The sequence below is a fragment of the Bacillus sp. 1A genome (assembly GCF_052682215.1).
Map to the genome: position 1 here is coordinate 4,130,879 of NZ_JBQYLZ010000001.1, position 18,906 is coordinate 4,149,784.

Here is an 18,906-nt window from a genome sequence, read left to right on the forward strand (position 1 = left end):
TTAGAATTGCAGAATCTATGAATTAAAAAAACCGATCTTTTCGATATGGGAAAGATCGGTTTTTTATTATTTTATACAGTAAGCTTTCCTCCATGATAACAATAATACGTTGCTGCTTTAAGGTTTTTTATTCTCTTTAAAGATTCTTCCGCTTTTTCTATATCTAAGCAAAAATTTGGATTAGCTATTACTAATTCATTATTATCTTGAACGGCCGCATCCCCTGTGATTACACATTCTAAGTCTGGAAAATATAATGAAATATGCCCCGAAGTATGTCCTGGCGTCGCTACTATTTGACATTTATCATTCAAAATCATTTGACCATCACATACTTTTTCATCGACGGAAATATGCCTTATATTTTTTAACTGTTGTATAAACCATTCACCAAATTCTTTCTCTTCAATTGGCATATGTTCTAACATTTCTTCAGCTTGAACTAGTCTCTCTGATTTTATTTCACCATTAATGTAGTTGGATTCTATTTCACTAGCAATAATATTAATGTGAGGATATTTCACTTTGAAATCATATAAAGATCCTATATGATCGTCATCATAATGAGTAATAATTATATTTTTTAAGTTTTTCATCTCATACCCATGTTTTACAATTGCATCTTCAATTAAAGGTAAAAAGTTTATATAACCTGTATCTACTAAAGTTAATTCATTGTTTACTATAATTAAGCTCGGATAAATACATTGTTTTTCCCCATTAAATTCGAATTCAATTGGTAGTTCTATTATCTTCATTTTTCTTCCCCCATACCCGTTATTAAATGTTTAATAATAAATAAATCATCCACATACATTTTACTGTACATACTTATGTAACGAAACACTGCGAATCATTACATAACCAACATTCTATTATTTTGAACAGGTAATTTCCTATTTTTATGGAATATACAATAAGAAAAACAATAAAATTGATTATTTCCCTACTTCTTTGTCTATCCTTTTAAAAAATCGATGTTTTTGTAAAAGGAGTGTATATATGGAGAAACAGACACTTTGGAAAAAATTCAAAAAAAGCTCAGCAAACCTCGGTAAATCTAGCGTATATGAAAGTATTATTTTGTACTACACAATGAGAAAAAAAGGGTTACCTACTAAAGCGAAATTCATCATATTAGCCGCTTTATCCTATTACGTATTAACAATCGACTTCATTCCAGATATAGCTGCTATTATTGGAATTGGCTTATTAGATGATGTTTTAGCAATTGCTATAGCGCATAAATTTGTAATGAGGCACGCAGACGCTGAAATTCGAGAAAAGAGTAAAATCAAAATGGAGACATTATTTACTTCAACACAGGCATAATTAAAAAGAGCTAAGATCATTCCTCTTAGCTCCTCATTTATAAAACTATATTTTTTAAATACTATTTCACTTCATTAGCTACAAAAAACTGCTCACAAACACTTGAAATGCGCTGCAAATCTACGTTTCCACCAGATATAACCGCTACTACTTTTTTCCCTTTAATATATGTATCCACTTTCCCTGCAAGTAGAGCAGCAGTAGCTAATGCACCTGCACCTTCTACAACAGCTTTACCACGCTGTAATAAGTCTTTCATCGCTACTTCTAATTCACCTTCTGATACTGTTACAATATCATCTACTAATTCTTTTACAATTTCAAATGTTAATTCCCCTGGTATTTTAACTGCGCAACCATCTGCAATAGTAGGCGCCTCATAATGTTCTACGATTGCTCCTTTATCGTAAGATGCCTTCATTCCATGAACATTATCTGCTTGGACACCAATTATATTAATGGATGGATTAAAAGATTTCAATGCTACAGAAATACCAGAAATAATTCCGCCTCCACCAATTGGTACAATGACAGTATCTACATCCCACATATCATCAAGAATATCCAAACCAATTGTACCTTGACCAGCCATTACCTCTACATCATCATATGGATGTAAATATGTTTCACCTGTTTCCCTTATTATCTCCTCACATTTTGCCTTCGCATCATCAAAAGTTTCACCGTATAAAATCACTTCTGATCCATACCCTCTAGTTGCTTCAACTTTCGCCTGAGGGGCAGAAATTGGCATCACAATTTTACTCTTAATACCAAGTAAATGAGCAGATAAAGCAACTCCTTGCGCATGATTACCGGCGGAACAAGCAATTACTCCTCTCTCTTTTTCTTGATTTGTCAACTGTGACATTTTATTAAACGCACCACGAAATTTAAAAGAACCCGTTAATTGCATATTTTCTAATTTCAAGTGAATTTCTCCGCCTGTTTTACTAGTCAAATAAAAAGATTTTACTAGTGGCGTTTTACGAGCATTTCTGTCTAAAATGGTTTGAGCTTTTTTTATATCGTCTATATGTAACGGTAGTTTTTTAGTTATCATACTAACACCTCTTCCAATGGTCTATTCCTAAGTTTTCGTATGTAGCAACTCCTTTATACGAAACCATCTATATTAAGAAAAAGTCTTTATATATGTACCCCACTCTGTAATACACACATTTGCAAACAATTTAACATCCTCTTCGTATCGCGTTCTTTATAATCATTTAAACATGCAATTTGGATCCAATTATTCTTTTGTAAATAAGATGACTCATAATGAACAATGTATCCTTGTAACGCTAACGCATCGCCAATCTCCTTAGAAGACTGATTTTCATTTAATTGAATGGTAACTATAATTGGCGCGGCATGTTCTTTAGGTGAAACAAGATTTAGACCCATATTAGTAATAGTTTGTTCAATATATGCATACGTCTCGTTTATTTTTTCAAATACTTTTGCATCTTCAAATATCTTTAATGCTTCTTGCAGTGCATAAATTAAATTCCATGAATGAGAATATGGAATACTTTCATTTTCTTCGTACATACCAACGTCCATATAGGCCGGTAATGTCTCGTTTACTTTCACATTATGATTATAAAAAACGAAAGATAATCCAGTAAACGATTTAATTGCCTTTCCGCTAACACCGCTTGCAAAATATACATCCTTCAAGTCTATTGGTATTGCTCCAATCGAACTGATACAATCTACACATAGCTTCACATTATACTTTTTACTTAAAACATTTAGCTCGTCTAAATCATTTAACATTCCGGTCGATGTTTCATGGTGAACAAACCAAAGCCATTCATAATTGCCAGTTCCCATTATTTTTTCTAATTCGGTATAAATAAACGGTTCTCCCATTTCTTTTTTATACGTATCAAAATGTAATTGCGCGCGTGCTGCATGTCCAACTAATCTATTACCAAATTCCCCATTTGTTAATACTAGTCCTTTCCCTTTTAAAGAACGTAACTGTAAAGCAATGGCATCATTTGCTAACGTCCCTGTTCCTAACATAAGTTGTACATGCTTTGCTTTTGTCATGTGAAGTAACCGTTTTTTCACATTGTCCATCGTCACTTGAAATGACTTAGAACGATGCGAAATAGGCTTAGTAGAAAATGCCTTTCGAACATTTTCTTCAATATCTACTGGACCAGGTAAAAACGTATATTCTTTCGTCATAATTCCCCCAACACTCGATGCTTCAAACATAGCAGGGGTAACATACATTGGCTGGAAGGCTGCTTCTTCTGTACCAACTAACGTATGGAAAGATTTGAATCCCATTTGCTCATATAAAGGTAGTTCACGTGTTGTAGCAGAAATGAGTGCCAATTCATATCCATTTAGAAGCAAATAACGATGTAAAAAGCGAATTAAACCTAACAATGCTCTTCCATTTCTATATTCACGTTCTACTGAAAGTAAACGAATTTCATATACGTTTTCTCCATGTTCTTGCAAATAATAATCTAGATTTGGAATTTTATTATCTAACGAGAATGGTCGTTTTCCTCGCAATGTAACCATACCTACTAACTTATCGTCATCTAAACAAATTAAATATGTATTTTCTTCATGGAAACGATCTATACGAACACGCTCTTTCGTTTCTTCATGTTGCGGAATTTCTTCTACAAATGTTTTATAATTCAACTTATGTATACTTTCAAATTCCCAAGCTTGATCAGCAACTTTATAAATTAACCCCATGCCTTCTCTCCTTTATGTATTTAATAAAAATTATAAGTGGAGATTAACTCCACTTATAAAAAGTTCATTTCATTCTCGATTTACATATAAAATAAGTACAATGATAAGTGCACTTAAAATAGTCGTAACAATAGAGTAAGAATACAAAATCATGCAAACTGGTAAACAAGCGATTGTAATTAGTCCTGGCTTAGTAAATCCTTTAAAGATTAAATAAAATATAATGAAAACAGCAACAAGGGTAAGCGCTATCAAATAATCAAATGCAATTAATCCTCCAATAAATGTTGAAATGCCTTTTCCACCCTTGCCTTTAAATACAATCGGGTAAATATGTCCAAGTAAAACAGCCAGTAAAGCTAACATTACAAATGTAGAATCTTCAAAAAGGTATTTTGCAATAGAAACTACGATTGCCCCTTTGATTGCATCACCTAAAAATGTAGCGACGAAATACCCTTTTCCATATACGCGCCCCATATTTCTTGCGCCAGGATTACCGCTTCCTTCCTGCCGAATATCAACATTATGTTTCCATTTCGTCACTATATAAGCGGTCAATATGTTTCCAAATAAATAAGAAGCCACCAAATACAAAAATTGCATACTATTAATCATGTAATCATTCACTTTCTACATGGGAGTACTTATACAATATTCAATGACTATGTATATTGTACTTTTCTTGCTTTACATCCCTTTATACATTTTAACATCATATATTTACAAATCATACAAAAATTCTCATACAGCTATTTATTAAAATATATATTTTTCATTAAATAATATGTTCCTTTCACTGCTGTTTCTGATTGTGATACAAATGTAACTTCTCCTATACTCTTCTCACAGCATGTCTTAAATTCACCATATATTTCAGGAACGAAACGCAATATGCTGCCACTTACTGCAATTGAAGTTGATAAATCAAACTGCATCTTATTGTAAATATTCACCGTAATTCTCGTTAATTCCGTAGCCGCTTGCAAAATAATTTTAAGTGCGTCATCATTCCCATTTCTCGCTTCCTCAATAATGAATGGTGCAATTGCTGCAACTTTATCTTTTGAAAAACTATATACTAGTCTTTTTAAATGAGACGATGTTAAAAGTTGAAACTCTTCTTGAATTCTTAAGCTTAATGGGCAAAGTGGAACTCCTTGTTCAAATTGATTTGCCATTCTCTTTAAACCTTGTAACGCAATCCAATATCCGCTTCCTTCATCTCCTAAAATATGTCCCCATCCACCGCTATACTCGTACACTTCCCCTTTCTTTCCTAAACAAATCGCACCTGTACCGCCAATTGTTAAAATTCCATCCTTTCCTTTTAAAGCAGCTGCATGAGCAATCATTGCGTCATTAAAAACTTCAATTTGTGTTCCGTACTTCTTTTTTAGACGTAATGTTAATTCATTCGTATTTGCTCCACTTACACCCGCTAATCCTAAACAAATACAAACGCAATCCCCATTTAATAACCCTCTCTGGCATTGATCAATCGCTTCCATAATATGAAAAAGTGCTTCTTCAAAATCTATTAATATATTTCCAAAACCACTCGTAGCCCTTTCAAGTTCACTTCCATCTTGATCAAATGCAATTGCTTCTGTCTTTGTTCCCCCGCCGTCTACTCCAATCATATATTTCATATGTTCGCCTCATTCTCTTCAAATTGGAGGGAATGTTATGTTCCCTAAAACTACAGATTGCTTTGCACCTGTTGCGCTTGGTACATTACTCGGATTACGATGATACGTTTCGTTTGCTAAAATGGCAAAGGCGATTGCTTCTTTCGCCTCTGAAGAATAGCCTATATCTTCTTGAATGAATATGGCGCATTTTTCATCCTTCAATCCATACCGTATCATTTCAACAAGTGTATGATTATAACTGCCGCCACCGCCTAAAATCACCTCATCGATTTCATAATACGGCAGAATAAACTCCTTATACTGATGAACAATTGAACTTGCTGTAAACATCGTGACAGTCGTCAATATATTTTCTTTACTATGCTTTTCATACTTTTTCAACAACTTACTGACAAATTCTTCGCCAAACTGTTCTCTACCAGTTGATTTCGGTGGATTCATTTTCAAAAATGGATGGTTCATACAATAGGTCAATATTTCATCTACAACTACTCCCTGTTTTGCAATCTTACCATTTTGATCATATGACAACTGAAATAGCCTTTGACACATTTCATCAATTACCATATTCCCTGGACCAGTATCAAAAGCTATAACGTTCTTATCACTTAGGTGACTTGGTATTACGGTAACATTACCGATCCCGCCAATATTTTGTAGTAGTCTATTTTTAGTTGGATGACGATACAAAATAATCTCTGAATATGGTACAAGTGGTGCACCTTGTCCCCCTGCTGCGATATCCATCGTTCGAAAATTAGAAATAACCGTCGTATTCGTTTCATATGCTATAACTGCTGGTTCTCCAATTTGCAATGTGGAAGGAATCATATTACCATCTTGCTTTGGCTGATGATAAATCGTTTGTCCATGAGAACCTATTAAATCTAATTGTTTCAAAGGAAAATTGACCTCTTTACAAACTTCCTTTACAGCGGTGGCGAAACATAAACCGAGTTTGAAATTTAAACTGCATATGAGTTGTACATTTGAATTTTCTATTGATAATGCCTGTTGGATTTCATTTTTCATATCATTACTAAATGGAACTGTAGTAAAATGGATGAGTTCAACTTTAGAATCTACACCGCTTCCTTCTATATGAACGAGTGCTACATCTATTCCGTCTAACGAAGTACCGGACATTACCCCTGCAATATACATAACATGCATAACCTCCTATTTACTAAAAAACAATCATGTAAGTTACAAACGTACAACCGATTGAAAAAAATATGAATCTAAAAAATAACTGAGCTTTTGATGCAAACGATCCATCAATGAAAGAAACAACTACTGTAAGCAAAATACTTGCCGCAATGCTTGTAACGAGCCATATACTATGCATTTGTGATAGATTTAGCATTCTTAATAAAGGTACAAAAAGTAAATTCGCACATACCACTCCAAATAATAATAAAAATACACCTTTATAACTAAATTTTATATTCATTCCAATTCATCCTCTCTGGACTTCATGTGAAAGAAGTGATAAGCAAAATGCCTATCACTCATAAATACAGTATAAAACTTACGGATTAACAGATTCTCCATCGCCATTCTTTTCAATTTCAAGCATATTTTTGTCATACATTTTAAAGAATGGTAGGTAAATAAGGAATGATATTGCTATATTTATTAAAACTAATACAACTGCACGCCAATCTCCCCCTGTAGCTAAATACGCACCAATTGGAGCTGGTAGTGTCCACGGTGGCATAATGTGCGTTGGTGTTACAAATCCCATTGCAGTTGCAGAATAGGCTATAGTAGCTGTTACTAGTGGTGTAATAACGAAAGGAATAATTAAGATTGGATTCAATACAATCGGCAAACCGAATATAACCGGTTCATTAATATTAAAAATACCAGGTACAATACAACTTCTCGATAATGCTTTCGAATATTTCGATCTACCAAAAACGATCATGGCTAATACAAGTCCTAGCGTTGCGCCCGAACCACCAATCCATATAAACCATTGGTATAATGGTTCTGGTGAAATGAATGGTAACTGATTTGCGCCACTAGCAACTGCTTCACCATTTTTCCCTAAATATACTTCCCATAATGGACGGGCAACAGTTCCAACAACCGACACACCATGGATTCCGAATGACCAAAAAAACGTAATTAAAAATACTGGAATGATTACACCGAAGTAACTATCACCAGCTTTTACTAACGGTGCCGCTAATTTATCAACTACATGATGTAAATCAATACTAAAAACGACAGTTACTAAACTCATTAAAATAATAACGAATGCAGCAGGTATAAGTGCTTCAAACGAACGTGAAACAGACGGCGGTACTTGTTCTGGCATTTTAATCATTACATTTTTCGTCTTACAAAATCTTAAAATCTCAACTGATAAAATAGAAACAATCATTGTCACGAATAATCCATGACCCCCGAGATTTGTCATCGGAAGCATAAACCCTTTTTTATCAATTAATTCAGGTGTTAATGTTAATAGTAATGAACATACTGCAAGCTGTGCTCCTGATAAAGCATCTAGCTTATAACTTTTCGCTAAATTATATCCTATTCCAAATGCTATATATAAAGACATAATAAACATCGTTAAACGATATGGTATTAATATACTTGTTTGATTTTTTAATGCCCAAACAGATATGAAACTATCTTTCGGTAATGGTGGAAATGCTACGATTAAAAAGAAACTTCCTACAATAATAAATGGTAACGCTGAAATAACTCCATCACGGATTGCTTGTAAATGCCTCTGTTCAGAAAGCCTTGCCATCGGTCCAGATAAGTTTCTATCAAGAAACGTGACAAATTTATTCATAACGCTTCCCCCTAACTAATTAAATCATTTACAGTTTTTAATAAAGTCGGTCCGCCAAGCGGCGTGTATGCTTGTGGCGGTATGATACCGCACGGGATAGATTCCTCTTCTGCGAATTTTTTAACAGAGTCAAATCTATGTCTTACTTGAGGTGCAACCATTACAACGTCCCAGCCATTCTTTACTTCTTCCTCTATCTCACTTGTTCCAATGGCATGGACTTCCATGTTTACACCTTTTTTCTCCGCCTCTTTTTTTAAAGCGTTTACAACAATTGCACTGGACATCCCTCCAGAACAAACGAATAAAACCTTCATTTATTAATCCTCCTATACTTATAAATTATCCCCTTCGGATGAAAGGAAGTTTCACTTTACTAACAAGCATATGAAGAAGTAAAAGAATTTAGTTATATTGAAAGTAAATTTCAGTAAAAATATTTTTCCTATTAAATTAATGTTTCAATATTTATTTTTCTCAATTGTAAGTACAACCTCACCTCGGATATCATATTAGCTAACCATATAATAGGGAGGCGTATAAATAATCATGAAACGTTTATTAGTGATATGTTGTATCGTCATCTTTTTTATTCCTTTCTCTTTCATTTCTCCTCACTCTACTTATGCTGAAGTAAATACTACGTATAAAAAATATGAATTACGTGCTGTATGGATCGCATCTGTTCTTAATATTGATTGGCCCTCAAAAACTGGCTTACCCGTCGGAAATCAGAAGCAAGAATTTATTAGATTATTAGACGATGTAAAAAACACTGGTATGAATGCAGTCGTTGTACAAATTAAACCAACTGCTGATGCTTTTTATCCTTCAAATTACGGTCCTTGGTCTGAATACATTACGGGGACACAAGGAAAAGACCCTGGATATGATCCACTCGCATTTATGATTGAAGAAGCACATAAAAGAAATATAGAATTCCACGCATGGATTAATCCATATCGAATAACGATGAATCACACCGATATAAATCGATTATCGAATAATCACCCTGCAAAACAACATCCGGATTGGGTTGTACCTTATGGCGGGAAATTATATTACAACCCTGGTATTCCAGAAGTGAAAAAGTTTATAACTGAAGGTGCTTTAGAAATCGTACAAAATTACGATATTGATGCGTTGCATATGGATGATTATTTTTATCCATATAAAGTAGCGGGCGAACAATTCCCCGATCAAAAAACGTACGAAGCATATAATAACGGTAAATTTACAAATATAGAAGATTGGCGACGTGACAATGTAAATGAACTTGTCAAAGGTTTAAATACTGCTATAAAACAAGAAAAATCATACGTAAAGTTTGGCATAAGTCCGTTCGGCGTATGGCGAAATATAGCTGACGATCCAACTGGCTCTAACACAACTGCAGGCCAAAGAAACTATGATGACCTTTATGCTGATACACGTGAATGGATACAAAAAGGTTATATTGATTACATTACACCGCAAATATATTGGAATATTGGTTTCACACCAGCTGCATATGACATATTAGTAGATTGGTGGGTAAAAGAAACACATAATAAACCGATTCACCTATACATCGGTCAGGCAGCCTATAAAATTAATAATAATTCTGTCCCCGCTTGGTCTGATCCTGAAGAATATCCAAGACAAATTACATTAAACCGGTTATCCCCTGAGATAAAAGGTAGTATGCATTTCAGCTTAAAAGATATGAATAACAATCCTCTAGGCATTAAAGATAGACTCACAAACGACATATATAAGCATCCTGCATTAATCCCGCCTATGCCTTGGCTTGATCATGATCCACCAAAACAACCGACTTTAAAAGGTGCTATTCCAAGAGATGAAGGTATTGCAGTAGGTATCATTGATAATAGAGAGAATGACTCTGCTTATTACGCCATTTACCGTGTGAATGGAAAAAATGAAGTGGATATACAAAATCCAAAACATTTACTTACTACTGTAAGAAAAACAAAACTTGGAGAGATTTATGTAGATAAAACAGCTATTTCTGGAGAAACCTACACGTATGTAGTAACTGCAGTTGATCGATTGCATAATGAAAGTGTTCCTTCTAGTAAAACTACAGTTAAAGCAAAATAACATCTAATAAAAAAAGCGCCTTAAAAGCTAAGAACTATAGCTTTAAGGCACTTTTTTATTTATTCTTAAACTTTTCAGTCGCTGCTCTCATCTTCACATTCAAATCGTGATCAATCGAGTCACGAATATCTCGCTCGACTACTTCCATTTCTTTTTGGAAATTTTGCAAGTAGATTTTTAATTCTTCTTCTTTTTCTGGTCGCTGTGAAGGTGGTAATTGTACGACTAACGATAGCATCGCTGTTAAATCTTTCATTAAGAACGTTTCAAGTTTATGTTGTTGTTCAAACATACGCTGCTCCTGATAATACGGCAAGGCATTTAATACAGAAATTGTAATTTCATCAACCGTTCTTTGTAATGAAGGGTTTATTGAGCGTTTATACGTTTGAATTGTATTTAATGCATCTGGATATCGATCATAAAAATACAATTTGTAAAACGAAAGGTCTGATGGTTTTACTGTTTGCTGCGTTTCTTGTCTTAAAAATTCTTTTACTTTCATCGCCGCTACATCAATATCTTCATTTGTAAGTTTTTTCGTTGTTTTTGCCATTACATGTACTTTTTTCTGTTTTTCTTTCGGTAACATTGAGAATACTTGCTCTCTCGTACGTTGACCCGATGCACAGAAAAGAGTGTTTAATGTATGTTGTTCTTTCTTTCCTTCCGTACGAATCCAGCGATAAAAGAGTGGGTGTTGTGTAAATTCTTGTAGAAACGGTAATGATTTATTCGACAACTTATCTAAAGAATCATGTGCTCTTTTATATGGTTTCGTCCATGAAAAATACAGTTTACGTCCGAAATATACAACTAAAACAACGACAGTAAATGCGATTAAAAGCAATGTACCCAATAGTACTAATACTGTTTGAATGAAACTCATTTTTTCACCTCCTCTAAAAGTCTGTTATTTCCTTGGACGCTGAATGAGTTTTTGTTTCATTTCATCATTAAATGTGTCTAATTCAACTACAAACTTCTTACTTGACTCGATAATACGTTCTGATGATTTCTCAGAAGCTTCAATCGCAGCAAATACATTTTGGAATGATTCACGTAATTTATCCATGCTAATAGCAGGATTTTCAAGAAGTTTTGTTGTTTCTTCTGTATTTTGTTTTAATGCTTGTGAGTTACTTAATACCATTGATTCAATTGCTTCATTTGTCGCATTCACTGCATCAATTGTTTTACGCTGATTTGTTAACGCTAGCTGGATAGCAGCTGAAACTGTTACAACGTTTTGCGTCATCGTAATTGCATTACGAATTGCCTCTGTTAACTTTTCATTATTTTTCTTAATAATGTCTACAGATGCGATAGATTGTAATAGTACACTTTTCGCTTGCTGCATATTTCGTGTACGTACTAGAATTTTTTCTAATGCATCGTTAATTAATGGAATATCTCTTTGACGTTCTGGATTTTGTTTCTCAGCTTCCAGCATACCAGCGAGTTTTCTTCCTAAGTATACTTGTTTATCAAGAGCGTGAATTTTATCGTGTGATTGTTCTTTAAGCATTTCAAGACCAACTGTATCTTCTTGTAAGTTGTCACGACCAATTAGAAGGGATCTTATAATCTCTTCAATTTGTTTATCTATAGATTGATATTTATGCACGTATGTTTCAAGTGGATTTTTCTTGAATACTTTAAACATAATTTTCTTCATACCACTTGCTTTTAATGAATTCGGATCAAGCTCTGATACCACTTTTCGTAATTCTAACAATGTATTTGGAATTTCTTCATTCTTTCCATTCATCATCGCTGTTACAGGACGTTTTAATGCTGATAACGTTTGTCCTGCTGCTTGTTGCTCTTTATCCCCTAAATCTCCTAGCTGTGACAATACTTTTGATAAATCCGTATTTTGCTCGCTATTTAATTTTTGTACATAAAGATCAGCTTCTTTATTCAGTTCCTCTAATTCTTGATCTTTTATAACTGTATCTACTACTACTTCTACATTATTATCTTTCACAATGGATACAGGTTCTTTTTTCTCGAGTTCAGTCAACAAAATCGCTCCTTTATTTATATGTGCGAATTTATATGCACTATATTTCATCTATTATATCGTATTTCATATACATTCTAACTGCTTGAAATCGATTTTTTTAGAAATGCCTGTTTATGCAGTCATTCCCTGTTTCTTAGTATAAGTATACCTGTTCTCAACATTATTTTCCTCAGACTTAAGACCTAGAGAACAACATGCTGAAGGCGGATTCTTCGTATGTTACGTATATAAATTACGTCCTTCCCATCCTACTGTACTCAATCTTTTGACATACACCCTTTTTCAATGTGATAATTATATTACGCTCAATCCTAACTCTTCTTAAGCGCTACAAATGCTCCATTTTGAAATGCCAATAAGGCCGTTTCAAACATTTCATCTTCTTCAATCATTTTTCTAAACTCGGCTAACTCACTTGCATGAGAGGTTGCGTTATCAACAACAAGAAAACCTTTTGGTTGTAAAATGCGTTTTATATGCTCAAGCCACCACATGTATTGCGTCCGCTCTGAATCTAGGAAAATAAAATCAAATGAATGATCTAGTTGCACATCTAAAAATGCCCCTGCTTCTTGATTATGAACATCAATCCTTTGTAATAGGTTTGCCTTTTCAAAATTGATAAGTGCCTCTCCAACTCGTTCTGAAGAAAGCTCTACAGTTGTTACATTTCCATTTGTTTCTTCTACCGCGCTAGCTAACCACAATGTAGAATAACCATTAGAAGTTCCAATTTCTAAAATGTTTTTTGCGCTACATCCTTTTACTAAAATTGATAAAAATTGCCCCATCTCACGAGAAATATTCCGTAATTTTTCTTCCCGTGTTTTTTTATTTCGATCATGCTCTTCTCCATATTGTTCAAGTTGAAATAATAATGAATCTAACGTATCCATTTTTTCATCGCCTTTCCAAAGCAATATGATGAAAAAGCTCTTGCTGCCCGTCTACTTTCATTATATGCGAAACGAAATCCTTTTTCTCGTTATACGACAAAAATTTAAAATTTTTTATAGCATATTGTTTCGTTTTTTGGTAAAGTTAATTTCTACGTGCAATTATTCCATTCATACTATTTTTAATTCAATTGCAGTTGTTAAATCATATAAACCCCAATTAAATGAATCGGTATTTCAAATTCAATTAAGCGCCCTTTCCGGACGCATTTTCTTTTGTTTATATATTTCTAGAAGAAAGGATGCTTACAATGAACGTGATTAGCTTAAATGCTGCTCGAAAACGAAAACAGCATAAAAAATTAATGATTACTATACCGATTATTTCACGTATTTATGAAGAAGATGGGGAAATTAAATTTGAGGTAGCAGGCGAAAAAGATGTACCTCTTGAAATGTTAGAGAAATAAAAAAAAGACGCACTTCTAAAGAAATGCGTCTTTTTTTATACAGTTACATTTAAGTGCATAAGTTTTTCAGGATTAACCATCATATAAATATTTGAGATTTTCTCATTCTCAAATGTAAATGAAAGCACATAAGTCACTTTATTATTTACTTTAACAATAACACCTGGGGCACCATTTACCATCTTATAATCAACATTGTACTCTTCCGGGAACTTCTTCCCAATTCCAAAGAATAAACGTATAATTCTATCTGCAGAATAGATTGGATGGATTGCAGTTGTAGCTTTACCACCACCATCCGCTTTTAATATCGCATCTGTTTTTAATACTTCTAACATGCCTTGCGCATCCCCACACTGCAATGATGATACAAATTTCTCCACATAGGCAGCCATCTTCTTCGTACTTAATGTTGAGTGCTTCGGCTTATCCAAAATACTTTTTCGTGCACGTTGAAAGATTTTTCGGCAGTTCGCACTACTCTTATCTACAATTGAAGCGATTTCTTCGTATTTATAACTGAAAACCTCTCTTAATATGAAAACAACTCTCTCTACCTCAGACAATTGTTGTAAAAGTAATAAATATGCCGTAGAAATTGATTCTTTCATTACAAATGACTCTGATGGATCATCAACCTCTTCCACAAATGGCTCTGGCAACCACATTCCGACATATACGTTCCGTTTATGTGCTGCCGAACGTAATTTGTCAATTGAGCGATTTGTTACCATTTTACATAAATAGGCTCTCATATTTTCTATAGATTGAACGTCCTCCATATTATTAAGTGATATAAATACGTCATGGACGATATCTTCAGCATCCATAACACTCCCAAGGATTCTATATGCTAACGAAAATAATAATGATTGATACGTTTCATATAATTGCTCCGTTTCCATGATGAATTGCCTCACTTTCGGATTGCTTTAATATGTGTAACGCTGCACGTTTTCCGCTTGCCACCGCAGCATCAGCTAATATTTCATCATGCCCAGCCCAATCTCCTGCAACGTAAACACCTGGCATTCCAGGTATGTTAGGGCCTGGTTTTTCAACACGGTCAATATGAGGAAAATCATATACTACCGTTATTTTCGGTAAATATTGCTGTGCAACAACTTCTCTTTTCCAATTTGGATGTAACAATTCCATTGCATTTTCTAACTGTTCTTTATCTTCTTGAATATGATTCAGCTCTAGTACAGGGTTATGGTATTTAATTAGACTCACTACAATTGATCCATCTTCACTTAATTTAGCTGCTCTCGATTGATTCGTGAAAAATAGAGGTTGATCTAATCCCAATGCAAAATGATGCAAATGATTCGGTAATTGTTTTAAACCAATATCTAACGCTGCCACGGTCACTTGTATAGATTGTTCACACCATTTTTGCAAACTTGTTCCTTCTGCACCTTTTATAATTTTACAAGCCTCTTTCGGTGGAGTTGTTACAATGACTACACCTGCTTCAAATACTTCATCGTCAAAACATTGTATTCTTTGTTTCCCTTCACAATGCTCTATTTTCAAAACATGCTTTTTAGCCAGAAATTGTACACCACTAGTATTCGCTATTCCTCTTAAATTTGTTATTATCGTCTCCCAACCACCATCTACATAAAGTACTCCTTCTTTCATAGAAAGCTGTATTTGCTTTAGTACGGAAGATGCTAATTGTATTGTAGGAGCATACGTATATGTTGTTGTTCGGCATAATGCATAAAATATATTTCGAACCATTGGATCTTTAATTTCATTTTCTGCCCATGTAGTTAGACTCATTTTAGGAACCTTTCCTACATCTAAGTTTCCTAAATGAATCATAAGACGAGCGAACTGGACTTTTGCAGACCATGAAAGTAACGGTGTTGATAAAATGGAGCGAAAATCTGTTGGAATGGTATAAATATCCCCTTTCCATATTCCATGTGCTTTTGTAGATGGGATTCCACCTGGAAGGTTTACTCCTAGCTCATTAAAAGTTATAAACGCTTCTCCACCTCTATATAAAGCATGTGCACCAAGATTCATACAAATGCCGTTTTTATTTATAGTCATCCCTCGGCCGCCGAAGTGACTGGACTTTTCTAATACAATAACTTTCCTTCCAGCTTTCGCTAAATATATAGATGCTGTTAATCCAGCAAGCCCACCACCAACAATTGCTACATCAAAATGTTTCATAATAAAATCCCTCCTTATACGTTCTACATACAAGACGAACGATTAAGGGGGGATGTGACATTCAGTTACACATAATTTATTTCACCTAACCACTTTATTGCAGTATCAACTGTCAAACAGTTACTCCTTCTACAAACAAACTTATTTACATAATAATGTTATTTTCTAATCCATTACATGCTGGTGCCAAATTTCACTTTCTTCTTCACTCATTCCTCCAATTATTTTTGAAAAATCTATATTTCTATCAAATGAGTCTTTTAACATAAAAAATTGTTCAAACGATCCTGTAAATATTTCTAATGATCGAGAACAACAAATCGTTTCAAGGTTATCAATTGTTGCGCCATCTAATTCTAATTCCTTTAGTCCTTTCATTTTACCTAATGCCGATACATCTTTTACCTTTGTATCTGTCAACTTTATATTTTGAATTGACGCATTGTGTCGAAAGCAATATAAATTAGCGATGTCGCTATTTTCAAATTCAATTGTGATTAACTTATTTAAATTTTGCAAAACAAGTAAATCCAATTCACTAACATTCTCTAAACCTAAAATATATAAATGCTTTAAATTATCTACTTTCGAAATCGCATAGAGCTGCTCATGATTTGAAATATGTACAGAAAGCGATTCTAATTTTTGAAACTGCGGTAGCAACGAAAAATCTTGAATACTAGTATGTGTAATATTTAATTTTTTTAATGATGACATTTCTACAAGTTCCGATAAATTATTTATCTTCGTATTCTTTATATTCATTTCTTGTAAGTGTTTTAGATGTATGATTGGCGTTAAATCTTGAACCGGATTATTAACTAAATATAACTTCTTTAAAGAATTCATTCGTTCTAATCCTGCTAAATCTCGAATTTCATTTCCGGATAAAATTAGTTCTCTCACTTCTGTACACATCTGTAATGGACTAATATCTACTAACCCTTTTCCACCTAAATATAATCTCTTCTCTCTAATAAACCTGTCTGCTCGTTCAGATGCACCCACTATATATCTCCAATTCTCATCTAAACTATCGTACCAATCATTAACGTTATTTTCAGATTGAAATATAAATTGGGGCTGTAAAACAGGTAATTCAATATTAAATAAAGCGTCTAAAAAATGTATATTATCATTAGCACCATAACTCCAATATAAATAATCTTCCTCTTGATGAATGGTGAAGTTTTTATTTTTTAGCATTTGTAAAATAAATAGTAACAAATCTGAAATTCTATTTGCAATTACATATTTCACTTCTTCATCTCGTCCAAAATTAATAACTTGTCCCACTTTCCCCTTTTCATCCGGATCAACATCTATTCCTAAATTGTTACCGCCATAATCTTTACTAATAGGTATCCAATTGTGATTCACATATCTTTCCTTAATATATTCTGTTGGTATTGAAAATGCATCAAAATTAAAAAAATCATCCTCTTCAATTCTTTTCCATATTCTCCACTCATCCAAAACTTCATCTAACGAGAGAAATGGCAAACCAAAAAACAACCCTGGTCCTGATTTATCCTCACCGTTATGTGCAAGATAAAGATTACGTAATTCATCTGGAAACGCAATTCCCATTTCACTTTCGGCATATTGAATTTCTTCTATTGTTGCAGGTGCATTCAAAAACGGTTGAAAGTAATTTTTTAATTCAACTTCCAACTCTTTTAAAATAGTATGGTTCATTTTCTGCACTCCCCTTGTACTCCAAATTAAAAAAGCGCTATCTTTTACATTAATTGTAATTAATAGCACCTTTTTTCGCAATGAAACTCTTGTAATTATAGTGCATTCAAACGAACATTTTTATCACTTTACAAACGAAGAGCAGCAACGCTTTCACATTTCAATAACTAGACTCATATCCTAAATTCAAATTGCATGAAAATATAAGAAAGGCGGGTAATACAAATGACTTCTAATATCGACTACACTTCCCCCTCAACAAATTTCACTCATGATTTAAATAAAAGTAATTTTTTTAAGAAAGATGCCCAAAATTATATAAACGTACTTGGCATAAAACAATTAAATACTTTAGAAAATACTTCTTTATTAGATATCTATTTAAGTACAGGAAATGTTGTAGAGCCACATATTCATCAAAATGCAGCTGAACTTGTTTACTGTATTTCAGGATCTGCTGTTGTTTCCTTACTTAATCCTTTTACAAACCAAATATTAAACTTACCGATAAAACCAGGGCAAGTTGCCAACATTCCACAAGCGTGGTGGCATTATGAAATTGCTACAGCAGATCGTACTCACTTATTAGCTATTTTCAATGCCCCAACCCCAGAAGTTATTTTTGGTTCTGATATTTTAAGATTAACTCCCGCTAATATGATGGCTCATACTTACTGTCTCGATGAACAACAATGGAAACAAGCGATATCCCCTATTCAATCCACTACAGTAATTGGTCCTCCAGCAAACTGTAATCAGAACCGCGGCACGATAAACCCAACAACTCAGCCTCCTAATCCACAACAAAATTTATATTACCAAGATTCATATTATTTCCCTCTTTACTGGGGATATTAATTTATATACTGAAAAGACAATTATTCATCTCCGCGGAAAATACGCAGGAGATTTTTTATTGTATATCCTCCATTCCTATTTTTTTCGTAACAATTAATAGAGTACATACATATAATATTTATAT

Annotated in this window: 19 protein-coding genes; 4 read left to right on the forward strand and 15 right to left on the reverse strand. The window is 33.7% G+C overall.

From position 1 onward, the window contains the following. Nucleotides 1-71 precede the first annotated feature (71 nt). The gene (locus tag ACUN0F_RS21140; protein ID WP_445540089.1) at nucleotides 72-758 is read right to left on the reverse strand and encodes an MBL fold metallo-hydrolase; all 687 of its coding nucleotides are present in this window, start codon (nucleotides 756-758) and stop codon (nucleotides 72-74) included. Nucleotides 759-1,002: 244 nt separating this feature from the next. Here ACUN0F_RS21140 and ACUN0F_RS21145 point away from each other — a divergent pair, with 244 nt between their 5' ends. Further along, nucleotides 1,003-1,332 carry a YkvA family protein gene (locus ACUN0F_RS21145; RefSeq protein WP_000415075.1) on the forward strand — a complete coding sequence of 110 codons (330 nt, stop codon included), beginning with the start codon at nucleotides 1,003-1,005 and terminating at the stop codon, nucleotides 1,330-1,332. 61 nt (nucleotides 1,333-1,393) lie between these two features. Here ACUN0F_RS21145 and tdcB read toward each other — a convergent pair whose 3' ends face one another. The 8 genes from tdcB to ACUN0F_RS21185 all read right to left on the reverse strand — a co-directional run bounded on the left by tdcB (nucleotide 1,394) and on the right by ACUN0F_RS21185 (nucleotide 8,852). Further along, nucleotides 1,394-2,395, reverse strand: coding sequence for a bifunctional threonine ammonia-lyase/L-serine ammonia-lyase TdcB (gene tdcB / locus ACUN0F_RS21150; RefSeq protein ID WP_445540090.1), 1,002 nt, complete (start codon nucleotides 2,393-2,395; stop codon nucleotides 1,394-1,396). An 86-nt stretch (nucleotides 2,396-2,481) separates the two neighbouring features. Further along, entirely contained in the window at nucleotides 2,482-4,065 is a 1,584-nt protein-coding gene (locus ACUN0F_RS21155) for an aminotransferase class V-fold PLP-dependent enzyme (protein WP_445540091.1), read from the reverse strand. Nucleotides 4,066-4,134: 69 nt separating this feature from the next. Beyond that, nucleotides 4,135-4,683 (reverse strand): glycerol-3-phosphate 1-O-acyltransferase PlsY, encoded by a 549-nt coding sequence (plsY, locus tag ACUN0F_RS21160; protein WP_098067796.1) that lies wholly within the window; start codon nucleotides 4,681-4,683, stop codon nucleotides 4,135-4,137. A gap of 134 nt (nucleotides 4,684-4,817) precedes the next feature. Continuing rightward, nucleotides 4,818-5,717 (reverse strand): BadF/BadG/BcrA/BcrD ATPase family protein, encoded by a 900-nt coding sequence (locus tag ACUN0F_RS21165; RefSeq protein ID WP_445540092.1) that lies wholly within the window; start codon nucleotides 5,715-5,717, stop codon nucleotides 4,818-4,820. A gap of 18 nt (nucleotides 5,718-5,735) precedes the next feature. Next, nucleotides 5,736-6,893 (reverse strand): anhydro-N-acetylmuramic acid kinase AnmK, encoded by a 1,158-nt coding sequence (gene anmK / locus ACUN0F_RS21170; protein ID WP_445540093.1) that lies wholly within the window; start codon nucleotides 6,891-6,893, stop codon nucleotides 5,736-5,738. 13 nt (nucleotides 6,894-6,906) lie between these two features. After that, the gene (locus tag ACUN0F_RS21175) at nucleotides 6,907-7,173 is read right to left on the reverse strand and encodes a hypothetical protein (RefSeq protein WP_445540094.1); all 267 of its coding nucleotides are present in this window, start codon (nucleotides 7,171-7,173) and stop codon (nucleotides 6,907-6,909) included. 78 nt (nucleotides 7,174-7,251) lie between these two features. Continuing rightward, nucleotides 7,252-8,535, reverse strand: a complete 1,284-nt coding sequence (locus ACUN0F_RS21180) for a PTS sugar transporter subunit IIC (protein WP_264462424.1) — start codon at nucleotides 8,533-8,535, stop codon at nucleotides 7,252-7,254. 11 nt (nucleotides 8,536-8,546) lie between these two features. Next, on the reverse strand, nucleotides 8,547-8,852 hold the full coding sequence (locus ACUN0F_RS21185) for a PTS sugar transporter subunit IIB (RefSeq protein ID WP_000865895.1): 306 nt from the start codon (nucleotides 8,850-8,852) through the stop codon (nucleotides 8,547-8,549). Between the two features lie 226 nt (nucleotides 8,853-9,078). Here ACUN0F_RS21185 and ACUN0F_RS21190 point away from each other — a divergent pair, with 226 nt between their 5' ends. Continuing rightward, nucleotides 9,079-10,638, forward strand: a complete 1,560-nt coding sequence (locus ACUN0F_RS21190) for a glycoside hydrolase family 10 protein (RefSeq protein WP_445540841.1) — start codon at nucleotides 9,079-9,081, stop codon at nucleotides 10,636-10,638. A gap of 55 nt (nucleotides 10,639-10,693) precedes the next feature. Here ACUN0F_RS21190 and ACUN0F_RS21195 read toward each other — a convergent pair whose 3' ends face one another. The 3 genes from ACUN0F_RS21195 to ACUN0F_RS21205 form a co-directional block, all read right to left on the reverse strand. Continuing rightward, nucleotides 10,694-11,527, reverse strand: coding sequence for a DUF3974 domain-containing protein (locus ACUN0F_RS21195; protein ID WP_327973981.1), 834 nt, complete (start codon nucleotides 11,525-11,527; stop codon nucleotides 10,694-10,696). Between the two features lie 24 nt (nucleotides 11,528-11,551). Next, a complete protein-coding gene (locus tag ACUN0F_RS21200) occupies nucleotides 11,552-12,664 on the reverse strand; it encodes a toxic anion resistance protein (protein ID WP_000137411.1) in 1,113 nt (370 codons plus the stop codon). Nucleotides 12,665-12,978: 314 nt separating this feature from the next. Further along, nucleotides 12,979-13,563 (reverse strand): O-methyltransferase, encoded by a 585-nt coding sequence (locus ACUN0F_RS21205; protein WP_445540095.1) that lies wholly within the window; start codon nucleotides 13,561-13,563, stop codon nucleotides 12,979-12,981. A gap of 311 nt (nucleotides 13,564-13,874) precedes the next feature. On the opposite strand from ACUN0F_RS21205, the gene ACUN0F_RS21210 reads away from it, so the two are divergent. Next, nucleotides 13,875-14,033 (forward strand): hypothetical protein, encoded by a 159-nt coding sequence (locus tag ACUN0F_RS21210; protein WP_445540096.1) that lies wholly within the window; start codon nucleotides 13,875-13,877, stop codon nucleotides 14,031-14,033. A 35-nt stretch (nucleotides 14,034-14,068) separates the two neighbouring features. On the opposite strand, the gene ACUN0F_RS21215 is transcribed toward ACUN0F_RS21210, so the two are convergent. The 3 genes from ACUN0F_RS21215 to ACUN0F_RS21225 form a co-directional block, all read right to left on the reverse strand. Beyond that, complete coding sequence (locus tag ACUN0F_RS21215) at nucleotides 14,069-14,938, reverse strand: sigma-70 family RNA polymerase sigma factor (RefSeq protein ID WP_088080020.1); 870 nt, start codon at nucleotides 14,936-14,938, stop codon at nucleotides 14,069-14,071. Further along, nucleotides 14,916-16,226: a phytoene desaturase family protein gene (locus ACUN0F_RS21220; protein ID WP_445540097.1), complete on the reverse strand. Its 1,311-nt coding sequence runs from the start codon at nucleotides 16,224-16,226 to the stop codon at nucleotides 14,916-14,918. Before ACUN0F_RS21220 ends, ACUN0F_RS21215 begins: the two co-directional genes overlap by 23 nt. A 165-nt stretch (nucleotides 16,227-16,391) precedes the next feature. Continuing rightward, nucleotides 16,392-17,924, reverse strand: a complete 1,533-nt coding sequence (locus ACUN0F_RS21225; RefSeq protein ID WP_445540098.1) for an SMI1/KNR4 family protein — start codon at nucleotides 17,922-17,924, stop codon at nucleotides 16,392-16,394. Nucleotides 17,925-18,149: 225 nt separating this feature from the next. On the opposite strand from ACUN0F_RS21225, the gene ACUN0F_RS21230 reads away from it, so the two are divergent. After that, complete coding sequence (locus tag ACUN0F_RS21230; protein ID WP_445540099.1) at nucleotides 18,150-18,782, forward strand: cupin domain-containing protein; 633 nt, start codon at nucleotides 18,150-18,152, stop codon at nucleotides 18,780-18,782. Nucleotides 18,783-18,906 lie beyond the last annotated feature (124 nt).

Excerpts from the sequence above, each read along its gene's own strand:
- ACUN0F_RS21140 (WP_445540089.1), bottom strand. The coding sequence starts at position 758 with ATGAAGATAATAGAACTACCAATTGAATTCGAATTTAATGGGGAAAAA.
- ACUN0F_RS21145 (WP_000415075.1), top strand. The coding sequence starts at position 1,003 with ATGGAGAAACAGACACTTTGGAAAAAATTCAAAAAAAGCTCAGCAAAC.
- tdcB (WP_445540090.1), bottom strand. The coding sequence starts at position 2,395 with ATGATAACTAAAAAACTACCGTTACATATAGACGATATAAAAAAAGCT.
- ACUN0F_RS21155 (WP_445540091.1), bottom strand. The coding sequence starts at position 4,065 with ATGGGGTTAATTTATAAAGTTGCTGATCAAGCTTGGGAATTTGAAAGT.
- plsY (WP_098067796.1), bottom strand. The coding sequence starts at position 4,683 with ATGATTAATAGTATGCAATTTTTGTATTTGGTGGCTTCTTATTTATTT.
- ACUN0F_RS21165 (WP_445540092.1), bottom strand. The coding sequence starts at position 5,717 with ATGAAATATATGATTGGAGTAGACGGCGGGGGAACAAAGACAGAAGCA.
- anmK (WP_445540093.1), bottom strand. The coding sequence starts at position 6,893 with ATGCATGTTATGTATATTGCAGGGGTAATGTCCGGTACTTCGTTAGAC.
- ACUN0F_RS21175 (WP_445540094.1), bottom strand. The coding sequence starts at position 7,173 with ATGAATATAAAATTTAGTTATAAAGGTGTATTTTTATTATTATTTGGA.
- ACUN0F_RS21180 (WP_264462424.1), bottom strand. The coding sequence starts at position 8,535 with ATGAATAAATTTGTCACGTTTCTTGATAGAAACTTATCTGGACCGATG.
- ACUN0F_RS21185 (WP_000865895.1), bottom strand. The coding sequence starts at position 8,852 with ATGAAGGTTTTATTCGTTTGTTCTGGAGGGATGTCCAGTGCAATTGTT.
- ACUN0F_RS21195 (WP_327973981.1), bottom strand. The coding sequence starts at position 11,527 with ATGAGTTTCATTCAAACAGTATTAGTACTATTGGGTACATTGCTTTTA.
- ACUN0F_RS21205 (WP_445540095.1), bottom strand. The coding sequence starts at position 13,563 with ATGGATACGTTAGATTCATTATTATTTCAACTTGAACAATATGGAGAA.
- ACUN0F_RS21210 (WP_445540096.1), top strand. The coding sequence starts at position 13,875 with ATGAACGTGATTAGCTTAAATGCTGCTCGAAAACGAAAACAGCATAAA.
- ACUN0F_RS21215 (WP_088080020.1), bottom strand. The coding sequence starts at position 14,938 with ATGGAAACGGAGCAATTATATGAAACGTATCAATCATTATTATTTTCG.
- ACUN0F_RS21220 (WP_445540097.1), bottom strand. The coding sequence starts at position 16,226 with ATGAAACATTTTGATGTAGCAATTGTTGGTGGTGGGCTTGCTGGATTA.
- ACUN0F_RS21225 (WP_445540098.1), bottom strand. The coding sequence starts at position 17,924 with ATGAACCATACTATTTTAAAAGAGTTGGAAGTTGAATTAAAAAATTAC.
- ACUN0F_RS21230 (WP_445540099.1), top strand. The coding sequence starts at position 18,150 with ATGACTTCTAATATCGACTACACTTCCCCCTCAACAAATTTCACTCAT.